18 protein-coding genes and 1 tRNA gene are annotated in these 23623 nt (G+C 62.3%); 14 read left to right on the top strand and 5 right to left on the bottom strand.

Annotation, left to right across the window (positions count from 1 at the left end; genetic code table 11):
* Positions 1-24: 24 nt before the first annotated feature.
* The 4 genes from KUV41_RS03875 to KUV41_RS03890 all read right to left on the bottom strand — a co-directional run bounded on the left by KUV41_RS03875 (position 25) and on the right by KUV41_RS03890 (position 5085).
* Positions 25-1575, bottom strand: coding sequence for an aldehyde dehydrogenase family protein (locus tag KUV41_RS03875; RefSeq protein WP_222484378.1), 1551 nt, complete (start codon positions 1573-1575; stop codon positions 25-27).
* Positions 1572-2474: an NAD(P)-dependent oxidoreductase gene (locus KUV41_RS03880; RefSeq protein ID WP_222484380.1), complete on the bottom strand. Its 903-nt coding sequence runs from the start codon at positions 2472-2474 to the stop codon at positions 1572-1574. Before KUV41_RS03880 ends, KUV41_RS03875 begins: the two co-directional genes overlap by 4 nt.
* Positions 2475-2611: 137 nt before the next feature.
* The gene (locus KUV41_RS03885) at positions 2612-3766 is read right to left on the bottom strand and encodes a M20 aminoacylase family protein (RefSeq protein ID WP_222484382.1); all 1155 of its coding nucleotides are present in this window, start codon (positions 3764-3766) and stop codon (positions 2612-2614) included.
* Positions 3767-3786: 20 nt separating this feature from the next.
* Positions 3787-5085: a DUF3100 domain-containing protein gene (locus tag KUV41_RS03890; RefSeq protein ID WP_222484384.1), complete on the bottom strand. Its 1299-nt coding sequence runs from the start codon at positions 5083-5085 to the stop codon at positions 3787-3789.
* Positions 5086-5516: 431 nt separating this feature from the next.
* On the opposite strand from KUV41_RS03890, the gene KUV41_RS03895 reads away from it, so the two are divergent.
* The 8 genes from KUV41_RS03895 (at position 5517) to KUV41_RS03930 (ending at position 15172) form a co-directional block, all read left to right on the top strand.
* Positions 5517-6848, top strand: coding sequence for a flavin-containing monooxygenase (locus KUV41_RS03895; RefSeq protein WP_222484385.1), 1332 nt, complete (start codon positions 5517-5519; stop codon positions 6846-6848).
* Positions 6848-7276, top strand: coding sequence for a RidA family protein (locus tag KUV41_RS03900; protein ID WP_206941530.1), 429 nt, complete (start codon positions 6848-6850; stop codon positions 7274-7276). Before KUV41_RS03895 ends, KUV41_RS03900 begins: the two co-directional genes overlap by 1 nt.
* Positions 7273-7947 (top strand): DUF1028 domain-containing protein, encoded by a 675-nt coding sequence (locus tag KUV41_RS03905; protein WP_222484387.1) that lies wholly within the window; start codon positions 7273-7275, stop codon positions 7945-7947. Before KUV41_RS03900 ends, KUV41_RS03905 begins: the two co-directional genes overlap by 4 nt.
* A gap of 140 nt (positions 7948-8087) precedes the next feature.
* Positions 8088-9278, top strand: a complete 1191-nt coding sequence (gene argE / locus KUV41_RS03910) for an acetylornithine deacetylase (protein ID WP_222484389.1) — start codon at positions 8088-8090, stop codon at positions 9276-9278.
* 115 nt (positions 9279-9393) lie between these two features.
* Positions 9394-10335, top strand: coding sequence for a LysR family transcriptional regulator (locus KUV41_RS03915; protein WP_222237723.1), 942 nt, complete (start codon positions 9394-9396; stop codon positions 10333-10335).
* Between the two features lie 220 nt (positions 10336-10555).
* A complete protein-coding gene (locus tag KUV41_RS03920) occupies positions 10556-12043 on the top strand; it encodes an aldehyde dehydrogenase (RefSeq protein ID WP_222484392.1) in 1488 nt (495 codons plus the stop codon).
* Positions 12044-12279: 236 nt separating this feature from the next.
* A complete protein-coding gene (locus KUV41_RS03925) occupies positions 12280-13692 on the top strand; it encodes an APC family permease (protein ID WP_222484394.1) in 1413 nt (470 codons plus the stop codon).
* A gap of 70 nt (positions 13693-13762) precedes the next feature.
* Positions 13763-15172 (top strand): aminotransferase, encoded by a 1410-nt coding sequence (locus KUV41_RS03930; protein ID WP_222484402.1) that lies wholly within the window; start codon positions 13763-13765, stop codon positions 15170-15172.
* A gap of 479 nt (positions 15173-15651) precedes the next feature.
* Here the strand turns inward: KUV41_RS03930 and KUV41_RS03935 are convergent.
* Positions 15652-15738 (bottom strand) — tRNA-Leu (locus KUV41_RS03935).
* Between the two features lie 538 nt (positions 15739-16276).
* On the opposite strand from KUV41_RS03935, the gene KUV41_RS03940 reads away from it, so the two are divergent.
* From KUV41_RS03940 to secF, 6 genes are all read left to right on the top strand, one after another.
* Positions 16277-17731, top strand: a complete 1455-nt coding sequence (locus KUV41_RS03940; protein WP_222484404.1) for an SLC13 family permease — start codon at positions 16277-16279, stop codon at positions 17729-17731.
* A gap of 114 nt (positions 17732-17845) precedes the next feature.
* Positions 17846-18895 carry a tRNA preQ1(34) S-adenosylmethionine ribosyltransferase-isomerase QueA gene (gene queA, locus KUV41_RS03945; protein WP_222484405.1) on the top strand — a complete coding sequence of 350 codons (1050 nt, stop codon included), beginning with the start codon at positions 17846-17848 and terminating at the stop codon, positions 18893-18895.
* A 58-nt stretch (positions 18896-18953) separates the two neighbouring features.
* Entirely contained in the window at positions 18954-20090 is a 1137-nt protein-coding gene (gene tgt, locus KUV41_RS03950) for a tRNA guanosine(34) transglycosylase Tgt (protein WP_374107023.1), read from the top strand.
* Positions 20091-20156: 66 nt separating this feature from the next.
* Positions 20157-20495 (top strand): preprotein translocase subunit YajC, encoded by a 339-nt coding sequence (gene yajC / locus KUV41_RS03955; RefSeq protein ID WP_206941545.1) that lies wholly within the window; start codon positions 20157-20159, stop codon positions 20493-20495.
* A 191-nt stretch (positions 20496-20686) separates the two neighbouring features.
* Positions 20687-22537 (top strand): protein translocase subunit SecD, encoded by a 1851-nt coding sequence (secD, locus tag KUV41_RS03960; RefSeq protein ID WP_206941547.1) that lies wholly within the window; start codon positions 20687-20689, stop codon positions 22535-22537.
* 34 nt (positions 22538-22571) lie between these two features.
* Complete coding sequence (gene secF, locus KUV41_RS03965) at positions 22572-23495, top strand: protein translocase subunit SecF (protein ID WP_222484407.1); 924 nt, start codon at positions 22572-22574, stop codon at positions 23493-23495.
* Positions 23496-23623: the final 128 nt, after the last annotated feature.

Genomic DNA, 23623 nt, shown 5'->3' on the forward strand with positions numbered 1-23623 from the left:
GCTAGTACCAGCAGGGCCTCGGCATCAGCCAACCCCATTGCCATACCCCATGGCAACACTGGCGGCATCGGCTGTTTCCACCCAGACGCTTTGAGCGACTGTGTATTCCTTGAGACCTTCGACGCCGCTGGAACGCCCGAAGCCGCTGTCATCGAAACCGCCAAACGGCGACATGACATTGATCGCCTTGTAGCTATTGATCCAGACCGTACCCGCACGCAGGCGGCCCGCCACCCGATGAGCGCGGGCGGGGTCCTGGGTCCACACAGCTCCAGCCAGGCCGAAGCGAGTGGCATTGGCCAGACGCACCGCCTGCTCCTCGTCATCGAAGGGCATGACCACCACCACGGGGCCGAACACCTCCTCCTGGGCAATCGTCATGTCATCGCTGACATCGGCCAATACGGTAGGTGCCAGGAAATAGCCCTGAGCCTCCTCCGGAAGTCCCGCCGGTCGCGTGCCACCACACAGGACTCTGGCCCCCTGACGACAGGCATCGTCAATCATGCTGGTGACGTGACGGTATTGCCTGGCATTCTGGACCGGGCCCATCTGAGTCGACGGCTCAACCGGCAACCCGACCGTTATCTGCGCTGCGGCACGCGCCAGCCGGGTGCAGACGGCATCGAACACCTCGCGCTGCACCAGCAGCCGCGACCCTGCCACGCAGCTCTGCCCCGCTGCGGCAAAGATGGCCGCCTGAGCGCCGGCCACCGCATCATCGAGCCTGGCATCGGCAAAGACGATATTGGCGGACTTGCCGCCCAGCTCCAGCACGCTGGGCACCAGGCGCTCGGCACCGGCCTGGGCGATCCGACGCCCGCTGTCAGGAGAGCCCACGAACACCAGCTTGCTGATGCCGCGATGCCCGGTCAGTGCTGCTCCGGTCGTCGGGCCGATGCCATTGACGATATTGATCAGTCCCTTGGGCAGTCCGCTGCTCTCCAGCAGCTTGGCGATCACCACTGAGGTGAACGGCGTCATCTCGGACGGTTTCAAGACAACGCCATTACCTGCCGCGATGGCCGGCGCCACCTGCCAGGCGCAGGTGAACATGGGCGCATTCCAGGGCGTAATCTGGCCCACCACCCCGTACGGCACGTGCCGAACATAGTTGAGATGGGAGGTCGGCACGGGAATCACTTCCCCATGCTGCTTGTCACACCAGCCTGCGTAGTACTCGAACATCTCGCGGACCTTGACCACCTCTCCGCGACAGTCCCGGATGGGTTTGCCCGCCACCACGCTTTCGAGCTGTGCCAGCGTCTCGTCGTAGCCACGCAGCGCCCAGGCAGCCTCGGTCATTCTGCGGCCTCGCTCACTGGCACTCAGCGACATCCACTGCTGTTGGCCACGTGCTGCCGCTGTCACGGCCTGTGACACCAGCTCACTGCCGGCATCCCTGTAAGACAGCAGCGCTTGCCCCGTTACCGGGTCGATCAATTCGATGGCCTCGCCCTGCCCCGCCACCAGCTCGCCGCCCACCCAGTTGCTCAGCGGCGTATCGGCTTGCATGTCGAAGGCCTTGAGCAGGGAGTTCAGGCGCTCGATCGCCTCCATGGTCAAACGATTCATTGCGCGTCCTCCTGGGAACCGTCAGCGTCCTGAGCCGAGGCAAGCCCCATCACGCTATCGGTAATGCGGTTGAAATCAGCGTGGTCGGGTAGCCCGTCCGGGTCGGCATGCCAGCGCGCGACGACCTGCTCCAGCAAGGTAAGCGGCAGCCCGAGATCAGCGGCCGCATCGCGGGCCAAGCGCAGGTCCTTGCGCATCAGCCCAGTGGTGAAGCCTGAATCGAAGGAATCGGACTGGATCCACTTAGGAAAATTGACCTCGCTGACGGCACTGCGTCCTGACCCACTATTGAGCCCTGCCAGGCAGGCAGCCGGGTCGACACCCGCCTTGGCCGCCAGGGCGACCGCCTCGGCGGTGGTCAGCAGGTGTGCGGCACACAGATAGTTGTTGGCCAGTTTGACCACATGGCCGCTGGCTGCCGGACCAACGTGGGTATAGCGGGCCGCCATGGCATCCAGCATTGGCGTTAGCCGCTCGATGGTCGATGACTCTCCCCCCAGCAGCATGCCCAGACTGCCCGATGCCGCTCCCGCTGGCCCACCGCTGACCGGAGCATCAAGCCACTCCAGTCCCGCCTCGACCACCCGTGGTGCCAGCTCCCGCGTCACCGCCGGGTCGCTGGTAGAGGTGTCGACGATGACGCTGCCCTTGGGCGCCAGCGACAGCAGTCCCGGCGACGCCATGAGCACCTGACGTACGTGGTCTGACGTGGGCAGCGACAGCAGATAGACGTCTGCCGCTGGCAGGCTGTCCGGAGCAGCCACCGACAGCCCGCGGGATTCCAGACGTGCCCGTGCGTCGTCGCTGACATCAGTACCTGTCACATGAAAGCCCGCGGCATGCAGGGTCATGGCCATATTGCCACCCATCTGGCCGAGGCCGATCACGATAATGTTCATGCGTTCTCCTTGTTATGTTGTCGAACAAAGCCCTTGCGCCAGATCTCGGGCACGCCGGGGGTGGGCCATGCCGTAAACGGCATGGCAACATCACGCTATTGCAGGGAGACGAGCGCAGTAATTTATCCAGTATTGCCTTAAGACTGGCCCAGCAGGGTGCGTACCAGCGCACACCAGTAGGCCACCCCCAAGGGGGATAGCTCGTCGTTGAAATCGTAGTGAGGGTTATGCAGTGCCGCGCTGTTCTCGCCATTGCCGAGCCAGATGTATGCCCCGGGGCGCTGCTGCAGCATGAAGGCGAAGTCTTCCGACGCCATCGAGGGCGGCAGGTCCCGATGCACCTGGCGAATGTCCGGCAAGGCAGTCAGCACGTCGGCACAGCGCTGCGCATGGTCGGGGCTGTTGAAGGTGGCGGGATAGCGCGACTGGTAGTCGATGTCTGCGCTGAGACCGTGAAAGGTCGCGGTGGCCTCGATGGCCTGCTTGAAGCGGGCCTCGAGCCGCTGGCGCAGTTCAGGATCAAAGCAGCGCACGGTACCGCACAGCTCCACCGCCTCAGGCATGACGTTGTAGGCATCTCCCGCGTGGAACTGGGTCACGCTCATCACCGCCGTCTGATGCGCCGGCGTCTCGCGACTGACAATACCCTGCAGCTGGTTGACCAGCTGACAGGCAGCCAGCACGACATCCTTGCCCAGGTGCGGCATGGCGGCGTGACAGCCGTGCCCTGTCAGGGTAAGGCGAAACACATCGAAGGCGGCCATGACCGCCGTGTCGTGCACCGCGGCTTCGCCGACCGGCAATCCTGGCCAATTGTGCACGCCGTAGACGGCCTGCATCGGGAAACGCTCGAACAGCCCTTCCTCTACCATGACGCGCCCACCGCCCTCATTCTCTTCCGCGGGCTGGAAGATGAAGTAGACCCGGCCTGCAAAGTCGGGAGACTGCGCCAGGCAACAGGCCGCCCCCAGCAGCATGGTGGTGTGGCCATCATGACCGCAGGCATGCATCTTGCCGGGAATACGTGAAGCATGGGGGGCATCACTGGCCTCGGTGACATCCAGAGCGTCGATGTCAGCCCGCAGGCCAATCGCGCCATCACCGTCATGACGGCCGTCTACCCAGGCCACTACCCCGGTCCCGCCCCCCAGCCCCGTCACCATCTCGATACCTGCTTCTGACAGGATCTCGATGATGCGAGCGCTGGTGCGATGCTCCTCGAAGGCGGTTTCCGGTTGGCGATGGAAGGCATGACGCCATTCACGCAACAGGTCTGGGGTCACTGTGGTCATGCTGGGTCTCCTCGTTTGCGTTACAGAAGCGCCTGGGCCACCAGCGCAGAGCCGACAAAGGTGCCGGTAAAGACCAGCAGCGACACGATGATCAGCTTCCAGCCCACCTGACGGAACATGGTGAATTCACGGGGGGACAGCGCCAGACCGGCATATGCCAGCACCGGCGTCACGATCGCCAGGAAGCTGACCGCGGAAAGCTGCTCGACGATCCAGCCGCTGCCGGGGAACCAGGGCAGCGTCATGGCAATACTGACCAGCGAGACCCAGGCCACACCGGGCAGGTAGAACGGCGCAAACCGCGTGATGAGCAGTCCCAGCATGGTCATGGCGTACAAGATCAGCATGCCCGGCAGCGCCTCGAGCAGTGGCGCACCATTGATGGTATTGCTGGTCCAGCCCACCGCGCAGACCACCGCCATGACGATCGCTGTCTGGCCCAGGCGGCGTTCGGGACGCTCATCGTCGCTGACGCTGGGTACCGGCTCGGCTTCCACGGTGGCCCTTGCGCCAACCGAGGTCGCCGCCCGAGAGCCCGAGCACCACTTGAAGATGCGCTCGGCCATGGGCAGGGCGATGAACAGTGAGATATACAGGCCGGTGGCATAGGTCAGCAGATTGCTGGCGCCAGCGAAGGCCAGCAGTTCATCCTTGAGCTCAGGCAAGGCACCGGCAATCGCCCCGGAACAGGCAGCGACCATACTGCCACTGCCGACGCCGCAGGCCATGGCCAGTGCACGGGGGTCGAAAATGTCGAGAGTGGTCAGATAGCCGGCCATCAACGCAAACCACAGGGTGCCGAACATGGTGCCAACGACGTAGACCCCCATGACACCGATGCCCTCAGGGCCTTTCAGACCGTACTTGTCCGAGATGATGGCGATGTTGGGCTCGCGCGCGATGGAATAGGTCGCGCCAATGGCCTCGCGGCCCATCTTCAGCACCAGCACCGCAAACGGCATGGCGATCAGCATGGTGCCGAGGTTGCCAAGCTCTTGAAGGATCAAGGCTGGTCCCGCGCTGAGAATCTGCTCGATGGCTGGCCCGATGGTGGAACCAAAGCGCGCAATGAACGGCATGATCGAGAGCAGAATGATCGGCGCGGCGGCCTCGCTCAGCGTGACCGGAACCAGGCGGGACGTGGCAGAAAACAGATGAGGGTTCAGCAGCAGACCGATGATAAACGCGTAGAACAGAGGCAGCAGCAGCAGGGTACCGGGCCCAAGCGGGATCTTGATGATACCGACCGCTTCTGAAATCAGCGCGGCAACTGCCACGATGGCATGCAGACGCCAATCGACAAGGAGCGAAAGCTTCATGGAGATGTCCTGTTGTTGTAATTACCGTTGTCATTGCTGATTTCAGCGCTATCGCAACGCACAACGATCACGAGAGCACTGAACCGGGCCGGCAGCCGCCAACCCCAGTCAGTCCGAGTATTGAAGCAGGTCACGATCTAATAAAAGGGGATTTGTGTGCTGTTTTTTAGCTCACGTGAGACCACCCCACTGTCACAGCACTCCCACAGCACTCACACAGCACTCACACAGCACTCACACAGCACTCACACAGCACTCACACAGCACTCTGCTGGCGCCACTAAATAGCTTTTAATGATCCAAAAGACAAAATAACTATATTTTCGCTATTCACTCGCAGCTCTTAGGGTAAATGCCATCGGATGGCAAACCGCGGCAGCTCACGTGGCTCCCTCGATACCTAACCGCAATGACTGACAAGGGCTCGAACGATGACAACAAGAACGAGTGACAATACCGACACCCTGGTAGTGGGTGGTGGACAAGCTGGTATCGCGATGAGCGAGCACCTCAGCCAGCTTGGTGTACCGCACCTGGTGCTCGAGCGCTCGCGGATCGCCGAAGCCTGGCGAACCCGACGCTGGGACTCCCTGGTCGCCAATGGCCCTGCCTGGCATGACCGTTTTCCTGGCAAAGCCTTTGATGGCATCGGGCCAGATGACTTCGCCAGCAAGGACGACGTGGCCGCCTACTTTGAAGCCTACGCGCGCATGATCAACGCACCTCTGCGGACTGGCGTCGAGGTTCAGCGGGTCACTCGCCACCAGGGACGCCCCGGCTTCAGCGTCGAAACCTCCCAGGGCACCATCGACGCCAAACGCGTTGTCGCCGCCACGGGCCCCTTCCAGTGCCCGGTCATTCCGTCCATTGCGCCGGATGACGAGGGTCTTTATCAGATTCACTCTGCCGACTATCGACGTCCAGAGCAGTTGCCTGCCGGCGCTGTGCTGGTCGTGGGCGCCGGATCCTCCGGCGTCCAGATCGCAGAAGAGCTTCACCAGCAAGGAAGGCGGGTGTATCTCTCGGTGGGCCCCCATGATCGCCCTCCTCGGCGCTATCGCGGACGCGACTTCTGCTGGTGGCTGGGGGTACTGGGGGAGTGGGATGCCGAGGCCATGAAGCCAGGCACCGAACACGTCACCATCGCCGTGAGTGGCGCCGGCGGCGGCAAGACCATCGACTTTCGCTCGCTGGCCCACCAAGGCATCACCCTGGTGGGGCGAACGCGAGACATCACCCATGGGGTTGTCAGCTTCGAACAGGACCTGGCCGATAACCTGGCCCGCGGCGATGCCAATTACCTGGCCATGCTGGATGCTGCGGATGCCTATCTGACACGCAACGGCATGGACCTGCCGGAAGACCCGGACGCCAGACAGATACCGGCCACGCCAGCATGCGTCAGCACTCCGCTGGCATCGCTCGATCTGGGCGCTGAAGGGGTCACCTCGATCATCTGGGCGACAGGCTTTAGCGTCGACTATCGCTGGCTTGAGGTGGACACCTTCGATGCCCAGGGGCGCCCCCTGCATCAGCGCGGCGTCTCCCGCGAGCCCGGCGTCTATTTTGTGGGACTGCCGTGGCAATCTCGGCGCGGCTCAAGCTTTATCTGGGGCGTATGGCACGACGCCAGACACATCGCCGAGCATATCGCCACGCAACGCAAGTACCTGGCCTACGACGAAGACCGCCGTCAGCATGAACAGGCGTCGTCAGCGCTCCCGGCATCTCCCTGCGCCTCCCGTGACCTGAGGATCAGCTGATGCCGACACACACGCGTATTCGCATGTTCAATACCAAGGACACCTATCCCAACCAGACGCTGGACAACGATCTGTGTCAGGCAGTGAAGGCGGGAAACACGGTCTATGTGCGCGGACAGGTAGGCACCGATTTCGAGGGCCAGCTGGTGGGGCTCGGGGACCCCGGCGCCCAGGCACAGCAGGCCATGCGCAACGTCAAGCAGCTGCTGGAAGAAGCCGGCTCCAGTCTTGACCATATCGTCAAGACCACCACCTATATTACCGACCCTCGCTATCGCGAGCCGGTGTATCGCGAGGTGGGCCGCTGGTTGAAGGGGGTGTTTCCCATTTCCACGGGGCTGGTCGTGGCCGGTCTCGCTCAACCGGAATGGTTGATGGAAATCGACGTGATTGCGGTCATCCCTGACACGCAGGAGTCTCAGCCATGACGTTTTCCATTGCCGGCTACTGCAGCGACACCGGCCAGTTCGGCACCGCGATCAGCTCATCCAGTATCTGTGTCGCCAGCCGCTGTCCCTTTGTCGCGCCTGGCAAGGGCGCGGTGCTGTCGCAGAATGTCACCAATCCTGCCCTGGGCCAGCTCGGCGTGGCATTACTGGAAGAGCGCCTGGACGCTCAGGCTGTGCTGCAGCGACTGCTCGAACAGGAAGCGTTTCCCGAGTGGCGCCAGCTGCTGGTCCTTGATGCCAACGGCCATAGCGCCGTGCACAGCGGGGCCGAAACCCTGGGCATTCATGCCACGCGGCAAGGACACCACTGCGTTGCCGGTGGCAATATGCTGGCAACCACTGAGGTCGTGAGCGCCATGGTGGAGGCCTTTGAAGCGCACCGCGGCGAGCTGGCCGAGCGTTTGCTGGCGGCGATGGAGGCCGGGCAGGCCTCTGGGGGAGAGATGGGGCCAGTGCACTCTGTAGGACTGACCGTGACCGACAAGGCTAGCTGGCCTAGCGTGGACCTTCGCGTGGATTGGCACATTGCCCCGCTCACTGAACTACGCATGATCTGGGAGAACTACCGCCCACAGCGCGATGCCTATCTGCAGAGAGCGGCGGCACCACAGGAGTCACCCTCCTACGGCGTGCCCGGTGACCAACGCTGACAAAGCGGACCATGACAGCGGATTAGGACACATCAGGGGGCACATCTGGCGCCCCCCTTTCTTCCACTCACCTGTCTTTTTCTGAACCGCCTTTCAGGCAATGAACCCAACCTGCTGTTGGCGAACCTGCGAGGTCTAGCATGGATCAAGATGCTGTTGTCGAGTTGCTCGCCGAGCTGGTGGCCATCGATACCACCAGCCACCGTTCCAACCTGCCCTTGATCACCTTTGTCGAGGACTACCTCTCTCGCCACGGGGTAGACGCGAAGCGGATCACCGATCACAGCGGTCACAAGGCCAACCTGTACGCCACCATCGGACCGCCGGATCTGCCGGGATTGATGCTCTCCGGGCATACCGATACGGTCCCGGTCACCGGTCAGGCATGGACCCTTGCCCCCTTCGCACTGACCGAGCAGGACGGGCGCCTGTATGGCCGCGGGACCACCGACATGAAGGGCTTTCTCGCCGCCGTGCTGGCGGCAGTCCCTGCCATGGTCAAGGCCGACCTGGCGATGCCCTTTCACCTGGCGTTTTCCCACGACGAAGAGGTCGGCTGTCTGGGCGTGCGAACCCTGCTCGCCGACCTCGCCCAGCAGCCGATGCGGCCTGCCGCATGCCTGGTGGGCGAACCCACCTCCATGCGCCTGGCCACCGCGCACAAGGGCAAGCTGGCGCTGCGCGTGCACCTGCACGGCAAGGCATGCCACTCGGGGCTCGCTCCACAAGGGGTCAACGCCATCCACGCCGCCGCCCACCTGGTCACCTGGCTGGAGGCGAAGGCCGCCACCAAGGCCTCGGAGGGACCTTTCGACACACGCTTTGCGATTCCCTACACCACCCTCCAGGTAGGCACCATACAAGGGGGAACGGCCCTGAACATCGTGCCCCAGGACTGCCAGCTGGATCTCGAATTTCGCAACGTACCGGCGGACTCCACAGAAACGCTGCTCGGGGAGCTCATGGAGGTGGTCAGCTCGCTGGAAGCCAGAATGCAAAGCGTGCACCCGCAGGCCAGCATCCGCGTGGAGCCACTGAGCGACTATCCGGGCCTGTCCATGACCGATGACGACGCCCTGGTCGGCTTCATTCTCGATGTACTGGAAGACCGCCGCCTGGAGCCGATTGGCTACGGCACTGAGGGTGGCCTGTTTCAGCAGGAGCTGGGCATCCCGACCATCGTCTGCGGCCCCGGCAGCATGGCCCAGGGCCACCAACCCGATGAGTTTGTCACCCGTGAGCAGCTGGCTCACTGTGAAGCCTTCCTGGCGCGACTGATCCGCGCGATGCAAGACCCCCAGGTCCACGCCCGGCTGGCCACCTCAGGCTGAGCCGGCTCTTCACACTGCCCCAGTCACACTGCTCCAGCACCCGCGCGAACGCAGGCGTCGATCCCGAGGCCAGCGCTGTGGGAAGATGGGGTTTTCTCAGCCATGACAACAGACCATGCGCCCCTTCACCCTCAAGCAATTGCGCTACTTCGTGGTGGCCGGCGAGCTATCGAGCGTCACCCAGGCGGCCAGGAAACTGCATGTATCCCAGCCGTCCATCTCCGCTGCCATCCATCAGATCGAAGAAGCCACCGGACTGCAGCTGTTTGTTCGGCACCACGCCCAGGGGCTGTCGTTGACCCCCACCGGCAGACAACTGCTGACTCGGGCGCGCCAACTCCTGCGTGACGCCGAGGGACTGGAAAAATTCGCCGCATCGCTAGGGGAAGAGGTCGGTGGCGAGCTTCGCCTGGTCGCATTCCCCACCTTTGCCCCGCTGTTCTTGCCACAGCTGCTGCGCCAGTTTGCGGACAGGCACCCTGCCGTCAGTCTTTATTGTGACGAGATGACTCAGGTCGACATCGTCAATGGCCTGCAGCAAGGCGACTATGAGTTGGCGTTCACCTACGACCTGGAGATCCCCGACGACATCGCCTTCATTCCCCTCTACCGCTTCCCTGCCTACGCGGTAGTGGCTGAGGATCACCCCTTGAGCGAGAAGGACCGCATTGGGCTGGCCGAATTGGCTACCTACCCGATGGTGCTGCTGGACTGGCCGCTGAGTCGCGAGTACTTCCTGTCGATATTTTCCCACCATCAGCTGCTGCCCCATGTCGCTCACCGTGCCAAATCCATGGACATGCTTCGTGGCCTGCTCGCCAATGGCTTCGGCTTTTCCCTGTTCAACACCCCCATGAGTGCCTTCAGCGCCGCCGACAACGCTCGCCTCAAGGCGTTGGCGCTGGAGGACGATGCCCAACCTCTGACCATGGGCCTGGCCTGCCTGCGTGGCCTGAGACTCTCTCCCGCGGCAGACGCCATGCGGCAACTGGCGCAGGAGATCGACACTATCACTGATGTGTTCGGAGCAAGCAGCGCTGTCACGTCGCGCACCTGAGGTCATCAAGGGGTAACGCCTACGTCCGCTGCCTGCGTTCGCTCCCTGCGTCCGCTTTCAGGCCCCTTTCTCTGACGCTCTTTTGGATAGGAAAAACTGAAGCTGTTGTTAATTTAATAGTATTTTAATTGATCAACAGCCTGGGGATATGGTGCTTGTACAGCCGGGTAGCGGAGTTGCACGGCCAAGATAACAACACTCCGACCGAGGTACCTTCCCCATGACGGAACATGATCTTGCCTATTGGCGTGACCTGAGCGCAAAGCTTGTCCTGCCCCACGATGCGTTCATCGACGGCGCGGCCACCGCTGCCAGTGATGGCGCGACGCTGGTCACCTCAAACCCTGCCACCGGCCACCCCCTGACGGAGGTTGCGGCCTGTAGCGTCGACGATGTGGATCGGGCGGTCGCAGCCGCTCGCACAAGTTTCGAGTCAGGGGTCTGGTCACGCCTCGCCCCGGCACAGCGCAAGGCCACGCTGCAACGCCTGGCGGCGCTGATTCGGCAACACCGTGAGGAGTTGGCGCTGCTCGAAACGCTGGATACCGGCAAGCCCATCCGTGACGCCTATGAACTGGATATTCCAGGCGCAGCCGGGTGTTTCGAGTGGTACGCCGAAGCGACCGACAAGCTCTACGGTGAAGTCGCCCCGACCGACGGCGACAACCTGGCGACCATTACTCGAGAGCCCATCGGTGTGGTTGCGGCGGTAATTCCCTGGAATTTTCCCCTCGATATCACCGCCTGGAAGCTGGCCCCAGCGCTGGCGGCGGGGAATAGCGTGATTCTCAAGCCGGCGGAGCAGTCTCCGTTGACCGCACTGCGCCTGGCGCAACTGGCCAAGGTGGCAGGCTTTCCTGACGGCGTCATCAACGTGCTGCCCGGTCATGGTCATGTCACCGGACAGGCCCTTGGACTTCACCCTGACGTGGACTGCCTGACCTTTACCGGATCCACCGCTACCGGCAAACGCTTTCTCGACTACGCCTCCCGCTCCAACATGAAGCAGGTCTGGCTGGAGTGTGGCGGCAAGAGCCCCAACCTGATCTTTGCCGACAGCGATATCGGCGCTGCGGCGAGAGCCGCCGTGCAAGGCATCTACTTCAATCAAGGGGAAGTCTGCTCTGCCAATTCGAGGATTCTCGTCCAACGTGATATCAGGCCAGCCTTCGTCGACGCCTTCGTGGCCGCCGCCTCGCGGTTGGTGGTGGGGGATCCCCTGGACCCTGCGACAGATGTAGGAGCGCTGATCGACAGCGAGCACGCCGCCAAGGTCCGTGGCTACATTGCTCGCGGTATCGAAGAAGGTGCATCCCTCGCCATGGGCACCGCGCCCAGCGGAGACGAACAAGGCGCCTTCGTCGCCCCTACGCTGTTCGTCGATGTGGCGCCCAAGATGACCATCGCCCATGAGGAGATCTTCGGGCCCGTGGCTGCGCTGATCGACTTCACTGATGAAGACGAGGCCGTGGCCATCGCCAACGACTCCATCTACGGTCTGGCCGCCTCCGTCTGGACGACCGATCTATCCCGCGCCCACCGCGTCTCGCGCCGCCTGCGAGCAGGCACCGTCTCGGTCAACACCGTGGATGCCATCGACTTCACCACGCCCTTCGGCGGCTACAAGCAATCAGGGTTCGGGCGAGACCTGTCGCTGCATGCCCTGGACAAGTTCACCCAGCTGAAAACGACCTGGATTCGCCTGTAGCGGGTGTCTTGAGCAAAGGTCTAAAGCAGAGGCCTTGAGCCAGGGTCTTCGCTCCTTCCCATCCACCGCGGGAGGGCCCTGCGGCTTGCTGGGTGCTCGTCACGGGCGAGCGCCTGCCGAACCATCCACGCTGCGCTCGCCAGCACTCAAATATCTATTCCGAACAAAGGCTTGAAGAACCCTTCTGAAAAACGGCTCCGAATCACAATGTCGAACAACAACAAGAGGATGTAGTGATGCAAACACACTCCCCCACCTCCCACCAGGCAGCGCCATCTGCCTCGGGCTCCTGCCGCAAGGCGCTGGGCCTGAAGTCGTTGATGGCGATCGCGGTGGGCCTGGTCGTCTCCCAGGGCGTCATGGTGATCATGCTCCAGGGCGTCGGCATTGCCGGGGCAGCGTTCCTGCTCCCCCTGGCCATCGCCTGGATACTGGCCATGTGCTACGCCGCCTCGTTCTCGGAACTGTCGCTGATGATTCCCCGAGCCGGTAGCCTCAGTACCTATACCGAGGTCGCGCTCGGTCACTTTCCCGCCATTCTGTCGGTGTTCTCGGGCTACGTGGTCGTCGCCATGTTCGCTCTATCTGCAGAGCTATTACTGGTCGACTACCTGCTCGGTGTGCTCTACCCCGCCCTGGACAGCACTCACTTCATTGCCTTCGGCATTCTTGGCGCCTTTACCCTGCTCAACCTGATGGGTATCGATGTCTTTGCCAAGCTGCAGAACGTACTCGCCTTCGCCATGGTGGTGGCACTCACGCTGCTGGGCATCAGTGCGCTGTCCGGCGGCGTCTCACCCCATGCCTTCAGTGCCAGCCACATCTTCGCCGATCTTGACCTGGGCAGCGGCGCCTTCAGCCTCATGGCACTGGCGATCTGGGGCTACGTAGGGGTCGAATTTGTCTGTCCGCTCGTGTCGGAAACGCGTGATCCGGTTCGTCATATCCCCCGCTCCATGTACCTGGGGTTGACGGTTATCTTTGCGGTCTTCTCCCTCTACTGTCTCGGCGTCCTGTTCTACTTGCCGCAGGAAGCCCTGCTGGCGGCCGAACTTCCCCATCTGGAATACGCACGCGCTGTCTTCGGTGACGCCGGGCATCTTGTGCTTGCCGTCGCTGCTGTTACCGCCACCTGCAGCACCGTCAACACGTCCTTGGCGTCCATACCCCGTATGCTGCAAGGCATGGCGGAACAGGGCCAGGCCTTTCCCGCCCTTGGCTGGCTGACGACCTCCACCAGGGTTCCCTGGGTTGCGGTCCTGTTCATTGCAGCCGTCACGGGGCTACCGCTGCTGGTCTGGGGAAATGACCCTGGCACCGTCGGGCTACTGCTGACGGCGGCGGCGATTGCCTGGCTGATCGCCTACATCATCGCCCACGTCAATGTCATCGCCCTGCGCCGTCGCCACCCCGATGCACAGCGCCCCTACCGCACGCCCTTCTACCCCTTGCCTCAGCTCGTCGGCATTGCGGGCATGGTCTACGCGATCGTCTATGCATCCCCTTCCCCCGACATGACCCAGCAGATCTTCACCAGCGCAGGGGTGGTACTCGGACTGGTCAGCCTTGTGGCCTTGGTCTGGATCAAGGCCGTGATGAAAAAACCCCTCTTCACGCTGGAACCGCTTGACCGAGTCATCAGCCGCTAGAAATAACACCAGAACAGGCCAGGAATGGGGCCAATGCCCTGCCCGGATAGCATCATAAAGGAGAACGACAATGAACAGCTTTCAAGGCTCACCCTCCCTCGACAAGCAGGACATCTGGGAGAAGGATCGCGATCATTTCACCCACCCATGGACCGACTTTTCCACCTTCAAGGAAAATGGCTCCATGGTCTTTACCAAGGCCGATGGCGTCAGCATCGAAGATGCCGATGGGCGGCGCTATCTGGATGGCATCGGAGGACTCTGGTGCGTCAACATTGGCTACGGCCGGGATGAGATCGCCGACGCGGTGGCGGATCAGATCCGCGCCATTCCTTACTTCTCGACCTTTGGCCACCACACCACGGCACCCGCCGCTCAGCTGGCGGCCAAGCTTGCCGAGCTCGCCCCCGGGGACCTCAACCACGTCTTCTATGGCTGCGGCGGATCGGTGGCCAACGATACCGCGGTAAGGATGATCCACTTCTATTTCAATCAGCTTGGCAAGACCAGCAAGAAACAGATCATCTCTCGTATCGATGGCTACCATGGCAGCACCTACATGGCGATGTCGATTACCGGCGTCAAGTTCGACCATATCGGCTTTGATATCGACGACACCCTGGTACATCACATCAGCTGTCCGAATCCTTACCGGCGCCCTGCGGGCCAAAGCCTGGAGGACTTTTGCGACGACAAGGTCGCGGAACTGGAAAGCAAGATTCTCGAATTAGGGCCGGACAATGTCGCCGCCTTCTTCGCTGAGCCCATCATGGGCGCGGGCGGTGTCATTGTTCCCCCTGAGGGCTATCACCGCAGAACGCTGGAGGTGTGCCGCAAGTATGACGTCCTGTACGTCTCAGACGAAGTGGTCACCGCCTTCGGCCGTCTAGGCCACATGTTCGCCTCGGAGGACGAATTCGGTATCGTCCCGGACATCATTACCTGCGCCAAAGGGCTGACCTCGGGCTACCTGCCGCTAGGGGCCACGATCTTCTCCGACCGCATCTATGAGGTGATCAGCAAGCCCCAGGCGGACGGCGCCCTGTTCACCCACGGTTTCACCTATTCAGGCCACCCGGTGAGCTGTACGGCAGGCCTCAAGAACCTGGAGATCATGGAGCGCGAAGGGCTGTGCGAGCACGTACAGGACGTGGGGGCCTACTTTGAACGGCGTATCCGCGAACTGTCAGACCTCCAGATTGTTGGCGATATCAGAGGCCGCAAGTTCATGATGTGTCTGGAAAACGTCGCGGACAAACAAACCAAGGCACTGATCGACCCCGAGGCCAAGATCGGTAATCGCATCGCCGATGAATGTCAGCAGCGAGGCCTGATCGTTCGGCCCTTGGCGCATATGAACATCCTGTCACCGACGTTGATCCTGATCCGAGAGCACGTCGACTTTGTCGCCACCACCCTGCGCGATAGCATCGAAGCCGCCACCGAGTCCCTCAAGGCCGACGGCTACCTGCCCCGCTAGTCCCGGCACCAACCGATAGGCCCAGCATCGCCCCTCTCCGACGTTGATAGCGGCGCCGTCACAGGCAGCGCTATCGATAACCGAGAGGGGCGATGCCGTTGGACCGGTTTAGGGGGAAGTCATCTTGGGTGAACGTCCTGGGTAAGAGTCCTAGGTAAGACTCACGGCGAATAGCGCTGGGGACAAGTGCTGGTGAAAAGTGCTGGGCGTTACAGTTGCACTGGCCCGACGCACTTCCATCAGCAGACGACAAGCACTCGGGACGAAGGTTTTCCCTGCCATCAACCCTTCAGACAGCCCCCCTTGCCAGCCAACACAACCAATGCAACTTGGCCAACGCGGGGCGTCAATCGCATGAGCAGCGCGCCGTAAACGGGCAAAAAAGCACAAGGAAAGCGACGACTACCCCTGGCGGCAGGTAATGATCATCACGGGGACAAACGAAGGGGGGAAACAACGAGCATCGTACAAGAAAGGAATGGTGCCGGTGGTCGGACTCGAACCGACACACTGTTTCCAGCGGCGGATTTTGAATCCGCTGCGTCTACCAATTCCGCCACACCGGCAACGGGCGCTGATTATACGTGGGTGACAGCGAACGTCAATTGCTTCAGCTACCTATGCACGATTCAAGCGCGCATTTGTTGCCCTCTGCGGGTGGTCCAGGTCCCTTGCAGCGCGTCCTGGCCTGTTTTTTCGCCCGTGCCGCCTGCTGGGCAGCAAGTCCACCGGGCCGCGCATAGGGGTGGTGGGTGCACGCGTACAGGCTCAACGGCTTCGCCCAGGGTGACCATCCACGTGAACGGCTGCAACGAAGCCGCCTTGCTTTTGGACAAGCCCTGAGTGGACAAGCCCTAAGTGGACAAGCCCTGAGCTTGTCCAACAGCGACGTCTTGGCCAAAGATGGCTCGCCCCGGCGGCTTCGACCTTGGTAGACTGCCGCCGCCCTGCGTCAGGTTAACAATGCGTAAGTCTCCATCAACAACAGAACCGGCGCCGCTTGACCGCGCTGCTGATCCGTACCCCTGATCAGCCCCCTAGGCAGCGCTTCGCGAAGCATCTGTCGCGTCCTGCCGAGCGTATTTGAGGAGAAAGGAATCTGCCATGGCCGATACCCGCAACGATGCTGTTCCCCATCCGTCCGTCGCCAGCCGTATAGGCCTGGTGCTGGGCCCGCTGCTTCTGCTGCTCACGTTGATTCTGCCGCCTCCGGGCGATATGTCCCACGCTGCCTGGGGCTGTGTCGGCATGGCATTGCTCATGGCCAGCTGGTGGTCGACCGAGGCGATCCCCATTCCGGTGACATCACTGATTCCGCTGGTACTGGCACCGGCGCTGGGCATTGGTGGCATCAAGGATATCGCGGCTAGCTATGCCAATCCGATCATCTACCTCTTCTTGGGCGGCTTCCTGCTGGGCATCGCGATGCAGACCTGGAACCTGCACAAGCGCATCGCCCTGCATGTGCTCAAGGTGGTCGGCAGCGAGCCACGCCGCCAGATTGCCGGCTTCATGATCGCCACCGGCTTTCTCAGCATGTGGGTCTCCAATACCGCTACGGCCATCATGATGCTGCCGATCGGCATCTCGGTGCTCAGCCTGATGGAAGATTCCGATCCCAAGGAACTGCGGCGCTTTGCTACTGCGCTGCTGCTGGGCATCGCCTACTCCGCCAGCATCGGTGGCGTTGCAACGCTCATCGGAACGCCGCCCAACGCCCTGCTGGCCGGCTATCTGGCAGAAGACCGCGGCATCGATCTGGGCTTTGCACAGTGGATGCTGGTCGGCGTGCCGATCAGTGTGGTGATGATGGCTCTGGCCTGGTGGTGGCTGTCCCGCAAGGACTTCGCGCTGAATATCGGCCAGGGAGACAGCGACAGTCTGATTCGTGATCAGCTCGCCGACATGGGCCCCATGAGCTCGGCCGAGCGCCGGGTGGGCCTGCTGTTTCTGGCCGCTGCCGCGCTGTGGATCGTTCGCCCGCTGCTCAATGACATGGGTGCGGACTGGCTGTCGGACACCACCATCGCCATCGTCGCCGGCATGGCCCTGTTCCTGATCCCGTCCAAGCGCCAGCCCGGCGAAACGCTGATGGTATGGGAAGATGCGGTGAAGCTCCCCTGGGGCATTCTGCTGCTGTTCGGCGGCGGCCTGGCGCTGGCCGGTGCCATCAGCAAGTCAGGACTTGCGGAGTGGATCGCCAACCAGCTTGCCATCCTCGGCGCCCTGCCTACGCTGGCGATCATCGGTGGCGTCGTACTGGTCATCATCTTCCTGACCGAGGTCACCTCCAATACCGCCACCGCAGCGGCGTTCCTGCCGCTTCTGGGCGCATTGGCCATGTCGCTGGACATTCCCGTCATGCTGATCACCGTGCCGGCCGCCATCGCCGCCAGCTGTGCCTTCATGATGCCTGTGGCGACGCCTCCCAATGCCATCGTGTTCGGTACCGGCCACATGCAGATTCAGTCAATGATTCGCGCCGGTTTTGCACTGAACCTGATCAGCACCGTACTGGTGACGCTGATGGCCTACGGCTTGATCCTGCTGCTCTGGTAACACAGAGATGATCACCGTTTCCTGACGTGGCGGTCAGGAAACGGTATCCTTGTGCGCCTTTGGCATTCGATCTTCCTGCCTGACGACTTGCGAACCTCCATCTTGTGAATCCCCATGCAGCGCGCTGACTTTCACTTCGAGCTCCCCGAGGAGCTGATCGCCCGTTACCCCTCCGACATCCGCAGCGACTGTCGGCTGCTTTGCGTCGATGGCGCCAGTGGCCAGCTTGACCATCGTCGCTTCCCCGACCTTGAGCAGTTGCTCGAGCCAGGGGACCTGCTGGTGTTCAACGATACCCGCGTCATCCCCGCGCGGCTGCACGGCCACAAGGCCAGCGGCGGCAAGGTCGAGATGCTGCTCGAACGCCCGCTGGATGCCCATCGCGGGCTGGTGCACCTGCGCTCCAGCAAGTCGCCGAAGCCGGGCACGGAATTGATCTTCGAAGGTGACATCAGGGCCGTGGTAGAGGGACGCCACGACGCTCTGTTTGAGCTGCGCTTCCTCGGTGATACGCCGATGATCGCGCTGCTGGAGCAGCATGGACACATGCCGCTGCCACCCTACATCACTCGCGAGGATGAGCTGTCCGACCGGGAGCGTTATCAGACCGTCTACGCACGGCGCGACGGCGCTGTCGCGGCGCCGACTGCAGGCCTGCACTTCGACGAGCCACTGCTCGAGCGTCTCGCAAGCCGTGGCATCGAATCGGCCTACGTGACCTTGCACGTCGGTGCCGGCACCTTCCAGCCGGTGCGCGTCGACAACATTCACGAACATCACATGCACAGCGAGTGGATCGACGTCGGTGACGAGACCTGTGCCAAGGTGCGCGCAGCCAAGGCAAGAGGCAACAAGGTGGTGGCGGTGGGCACCACCAGCGTTCGTTGCCTGGAAACCGCCAGCGCCTCGGGCGAGATTGCGCCGCTGTCAGGCGACACGGATATCTTCATCTACCCGGGTTATCAATGGCGTTGCGTCGATGCCCTGATTACCAACTTCCACCTGCCTGAATCGACCCTGCTGATGCTGGTGTCTTCCTTCGCTGGCTACGATACCGTCATGGCGGCCTATCGAGAGGCGGTCAAGCAAGGCTACGCCTTCTTCAGCTACGGCGACGCCATGCTGCTGACGCCGGCACCCGCGGCACTGAAAGCACAAGACTGATACAGCACAACGGATACGGCAGAACCGCGTTACGCCCCACAGGGGCACGGAGAGACCCATGCGAGAGCAATGTTTCATGCACTTCGACCACCTGGCCAGCGATGGCCGGGCACGCCGAGGCCGCATCACCTTTCCCCGTGGCACCATCGAGACACCGGCCTTCATGCCGGTAGGCACGTATGGCACGGTCAAAGGCATGACCCCCTCTTCGGTGGAAGAGATCGGCGCCGAGATCATCCTTGGCAATACCTTCCACCTGTGGCTGCGCCCGGGTACCGAGGTCATCGAAGCCCACGGCGACCTGCATGACTTTGCCCAGTGGGACAAGCCGATCCTGACGGACTCCGGCGGCTTTCAGGTCTTCTCCCTGGGAGAAATGCGCAAGATCACCGAGCAAGGCGTGCACTTTCGCTCGCCGGTAGACGGTGCCAAGGTCTTCATGGGACCGGAAGAGTCGATGGCAGTGCAGCGCTCGCTAGGCTCTGACATCGTGATGATCTTCGATGAGTGCACGCCCTACCCGGCCACCCATGCCGAAGCCAAGGCCTCCATGGAGATGTCGCTGCGCTGGGCCCAGCGCTCCAAGGATGCTCACGGCGAGTCACCGTCGGCGCTGTTCGGCATCATCCAGGGCGGCATGTACCCGGACCTGCGCGAGGCGTCACTGAAAGGCCTCAACGACATTGGTTTCGACGGCTATGCCATCGGCGGCCTGTCAGTGGGTGAGCCCAAGGAAGAGATGATCGAGGTCCTCGATTATCTGCCCGACTGGATGCCGGCAGACAAGCCGCGCTATCTGATGGGCGTCGGCAAGCCCGAAGACCTTGTCGAAGGCGTTCGCCGCGGGGTCGACATGTTCGACTGCGTGATGCCAACCCGCAATGCGCGCAATGGTCACCTGTTCACCAGCGAAGGCACGGTGAAGATCCGCAACGCCAAGCATCGCCATGACACTCGTCCGCTGGAAGACGACTGCGACTGCTACACCTGCCAGAACTTCTCACGGGCCTACCTGCATCACCTGGACCGTTGTGGAGAGATGCTCGGTTCGATGCTCAACACCATCCATAATCTGCGTCACTATCAGCGCCTCATGGCTGGTTTGCGCGGTGCTATCGAAGCGGGTACATTGGCTGACTTCGTGGAAGGGTTCTACGCCAGGCGTGGCCTGCCGGTTCCCCCCGCCCCGAATTGATACATCGGTCGGCAGTTGCCGGCCGCTTGCTCCTGCTTTTCCCACGACTTACGGAGACCGTCGTACATGTTGGACTTCTTCATCTCCCCGGCCCAGGCCCAGGATGCCGGCGCCGCTGCCGGTGGCGGCATCGCCCAGATTGTGATGCTGGTCGGCTTCGTGCTGATCTTCTACTTCCTGCTGTGGCGTCCCCAGGCCAAGCGGGCAAAGCAGCACAAGCAGCTGATCGGCGGCCTCTCCAAGGGTGACGAGATCGTCATCGGCGGCGGCCTGATGGGCCGCATCACCCGGGTCAGCGAAGACAGCGAATTCCTGGCCATGGAAATCAGCGAAGGCACCGAGGTCAGCGTTCAGAAGAATGCCGTGGCCGCCGTGCTGCCCAAGGGCACGCTCAAGTCCATCTGATTGGTGCTCGTCCCCACCCCGGATCCCATCCGGTCGGTGGGGATGCCCCATGCTGACGCGGGGCGAGCCGATCGGTCGGCTGTCGCGCGTTGGCGAGGCAGCCGCACCCGTCGCCTCGGAACCTTGCAGTCCCATCTTGTTTGATCCTGCGATGTTCCCTCATTTGTCAGCAACCTGAGGGCAGAGCCCCGATGCTCAATCGTTACCCTTTGTGGAAGTACCTGCTGATTCTAGTGGTGCTTCTCGTCGGCCTGGTCTACTCCCTTCCCAATCTGTTTCCTGAAGATCCCGCGGTACAGATCAGCAGTGATCGCGGCGACCTGAGTCTTTCCGAGTCTCAGCAGCGAAGCCTGGAGCAGGCGCTTGCCGACGCCGATATCGAGATCAAGCAGGTCGAGCAGGAGCCCAACAGCCTGCTGATTCGCCTGCGTGATGCCGAAGACCAGATTCCCGCCCGCGACCTGATCAGCCAAGAGCTCGGCGAAGATTTTGTGGTCGCCCTGAACCTGGCAGAGTCCACCCCGGATTGGCTCGCCTCGCTGGCAGCCTCCCCGATGACTCTGGGCCTCGACCTGCGAGGCGGCGTGCACTTCCTGCTCGAAGTCGACATGGATGCCGCGGTCAGCCAGCGGCTGGAAGTGAATGCCAGCGCGATGCGCGAAACCCTGCGTGACGAGCGCATTCGCTATCGCAATACCGAGATCGACGGTCGCACCATTTCGCTGGACTTCATGAACGCCGAAGACCGCGATGCTGCCGAGACCCTCATTCGTCAGGAATTCCCCAACCTGCAGTATCAGGATGTCGATCGCGAGCGCGGCGCCGCCCTGGCCATGACCCTGACCGATGCCGCCGTCGATGAAATCCAGGACTATGCGATCAATCAGAACCTGACCACGCTACGCAACCGCGTCAATGAGCTGGGCGTGGCGGAGCCCCTGGTCCAGCGCCAGGGCCCGGATCGCATCGTGGTTGAGCTGCCTGGCGTCCAGGATACCGCCGCGGCCAAGCGCATCGTCGGCGCCACCGCCAACCTCGAGTTCCGTCTGGAGGCACGTACCGACACCCCCTCCAACGAAACCGAGGCACTGCCCTTCCGCAACGAACCGGCCCGCAGTGCAGACCTGATGCGTGACGTCATCATCACCGGCGACAGCGTCTCCAGCGCCAGCCGTGGTTTTGATGAAAACGGTCGCCCCCAGGTCAATATCAACCTGGACGGCACCGGCGGCACACTGATGAACCGCGCCACTCGCACCAATATCGGGCGCAACATGGCGGTGGTGTTCATCGAGCACAAGACCCGCGACCGCACGGTGATGGAAGATGGCGAGCGGGTCACTGTCCGCGACCCGTACACCGAGCGCGGTATCATCAGCCTGGCCACCATCCAGAGCGCCCTGGGCAACAGCTTCCGCATCACCGGGCTGGACAGCCCCACGGAAGCCGGGGAACTGGCCCTGCTGCTGCGCTCCGGCTCGCTGGCCGCGCCGATCTACTTCGCCCAGGAACGCACCATCGGGCCGAGCCTCGGCGCCGACAACATCGAACGCGGCATGCTGTCGGTCCAGATCGGCCTGTTGCTGGTCGTGCTGTTCATGCTGATTCGCTACAAGGTGTTCGGCATCATTGCCAACGTCGCCCTGGCGCTCAACTTGACCATGCTGGTGGCCGCCATGTCGATGCTCGGCGCCACTCTGACGCTACCGGGTATCGCCGGTATCGTGTTGACCCTGGGTATGGCCGTCGATGCCAACGTGCTGATCTTCGAACGTATTCGCGAGGAACTGCGTAACGGACTGTCGGTCCAGCAAGCCATCCACGCCGGCTACGAGCGCGCGTTCAGCTCCATCGTCGACGCCAACATCACGACGCTGCTAGTGGCACTGATCCTGTTCTCCATTGGCACCGGGCCGGTCAAGGGCTTTGCCGTGACCCTGTCACTCGGCATCCTGACCTCGATGTTCACCGCACTGCTGGTCACCCGCGCCATGGTCAACCTGATCTACGGCGGCAAGGCGGTGAAGAAGCTATGGATCTAAGCCCATGTCCACTCGCACACAACGGGGAGAGGGTATGAATAGCCTCACCAACCTCCAACTCGACTTCATGGGTCAGCGCAAGATCGCCTTCAGCCTGTCGGCGATCCTGATCCTGGTGTCACTGGTATCACTGGTGGTTCAGGGCCTTGCCCTGGGCCTCGACTTTACCGGCGGCACCCTGGTCGAAGTCCGCTATGCCAGCGCCCCGGCCCTGGACAGCGTGCGCGCAGCGCTGGAAGGCGCTGGTTTCAACGACGTCTCGGTGCAGACCTTCGGCGCCGCCAATGAAGTGCTGATCCGTCTGCAGCAGACCTTTGAAGCCAATGTGGGTGAGCAGGTCGTTGGCCTGCTCGCCCAGGGCGGTACCCAGGTGGATCTGGTGCGCGCGGAATTTGTCGGCGCCCAGGTGGGCGACCAGCTGCGTGACCAGAGCGGCCTTGGCATGCTCGTCGCTCTTGGCGTGGTCATGCTCTACGTGGCCTTTCGCTTCCAGTACAAGTTTGCGATCGGCGCGCTGCTGGCCCTGGTCCACGATGTCATCATCGTGATTGGCGCCTTCTCGCTGTTCCAGCTGGAATTTGACCTGACCGTACTGGCCGCCGTGCTGGCCGTCATCGGCTACTCGCTGAACGACACCATCGTGGTCTACGACCGCATTCGCGAAAACATTCGCAAATCGCGGATCGACGACATGCCGGCGATCTTCAACGAAGCCATCAACCAGACCCTGGCGCGCACCCTGGCCACGTCCGGCACGACCCTGCTGGTGCTGATCGCCCTGGCCTGGCTGGGCGGCGACATGATCCACAACTTCTCCGTTGCCCTGCTGATCGGCATCGGTGTCGGTACCTTCTCATCGATCTACGTGGCAGCAGCACTGTTGCTCAAGCTGAAGCTCCAGCGTCGCGATCTGATCCCCGAGAAGAAAGAAGACGCCGAGGAAGAGCAGCTGCCCTGACTGTGGCTTCCTGGCAGCCTCTATCAGGCAACCCTGCCAGGCAGCTCTTTCACGCAGTTCTGGCTGGCCCCGCCGTGTTTCACGGCGGGGCTTTTTCATGTCTGCGGTGTTTCCGCAACAGCTCCCCT

This window comes from Halomonas sp. DP8Y7-1 (assembly GCF_019801685.1).
GTDB classification, from domain to species: domain Bacteria; phylum Pseudomonadota; class Gammaproteobacteria; order Pseudomonadales; family Halomonadaceae; genus Halomonas; species Halomonas litopenaei_A.

Excerpts from the sequence above, each read along its gene's own strand:
- KUV41_RS03885 (WP_222484382.1), bottom strand. The coding sequence starts at position 3,766 with ATGACCACAGTGACCCCAGACCTGTTGCGTGAATGGCGTCATGCCTTC.
- KUV41_RS03900 (WP_206941530.1), top strand. The coding sequence starts at position 6,848 with ATGCCGACACACACGCGTATTCGCATGTTCAATACCAAGGACACCTAT.
- KUV41_RS03895 (WP_222484385.1), top strand. The coding sequence starts at position 5,517 with ATGACAACAAGAACGAGTGACAATACCGACACCCTGGTAGTGGGTGGT.
- queA (WP_222484405.1), top strand. The coding sequence starts at position 17,846 with ATGCAGCGCGCTGACTTTCACTTCGAGCTCCCCGAGGAGCTGATCGCC.
- yajC (WP_206941545.1), top strand. The coding sequence starts at position 20,157 with ATGTTGGACTTCTTCATCTCCCCGGCCCAGGCCCAGGATGCCGGCGCC.
- KUV41_RS03940 (WP_222484404.1), top strand. The coding sequence starts at position 16,277 with ATGGCCGATACCCGCAACGATGCTGTTCCCCATCCGTCCGTCGCCAGC.
- KUV41_RS03880 (WP_222484380.1), bottom strand. The coding sequence starts at position 2,474 with ATGAACATTATCGTGATCGGCCTCGGCCAGATGGGTGGCAATATGGCC.
- KUV41_RS03925 (WP_222484394.1), top strand. The coding sequence starts at position 12,280 with ATGCAAACACACTCCCCCACCTCCCACCAGGCAGCGCCATCTGCCTCG.
- secF (WP_222484407.1), top strand. The coding sequence starts at position 22,572 with ATGAATAGCCTCACCAACCTCCAACTCGACTTCATGGGTCAGCGCAAG.
- KUV41_RS03930 (WP_222484402.1), top strand. The coding sequence starts at position 13,763 with ATGAACAGCTTTCAAGGCTCACCCTCCCTCGACAAGCAGGACATCTGG.
- argE (WP_222484389.1), top strand. The coding sequence starts at position 8,088 with ATGGATCAAGATGCTGTTGTCGAGTTGCTCGCCGAGCTGGTGGCCATC.
- secD (WP_206941547.1), top strand. The coding sequence starts at position 20,687 with ATGCTCAATCGTTACCCTTTGTGGAAGTACCTGCTGATTCTAGTGGTG.
- KUV41_RS03875 (WP_222484378.1), bottom strand. The coding sequence starts at position 1,575 with ATGAATCGTTTGACCATGGAGGCGATCGAGCGCCTGAACTCCCTGCTC.
- tgt (WP_374107023.1), top strand. The coding sequence starts at position 18,954 with ATGCGAGAGCAATGTTTCATGCACTTCGACCACCTGGCCAGCGATGGC.
- KUV41_RS03920 (WP_222484392.1), top strand. The coding sequence starts at position 10,556 with ATGACGGAACATGATCTTGCCTATTGGCGTGACCTGAGCGCAAAGCTT.
- KUV41_RS03915 (WP_222237723.1), top strand. The coding sequence starts at position 9,394 with ATGCGCCCCTTCACCCTCAAGCAATTGCGCTACTTCGTGGTGGCCGGC.
- KUV41_RS03905 (WP_222484387.1), top strand. The coding sequence starts at position 7,273 with ATGACGTTTTCCATTGCCGGCTACTGCAGCGACACCGGCCAGTTCGGC.
- KUV41_RS03890 (WP_222484384.1), bottom strand. The coding sequence starts at position 5,085 with ATGAAGCTTTCGCTCCTTGTCGATTGGCGTCTGCATGCCATCGTGGCA.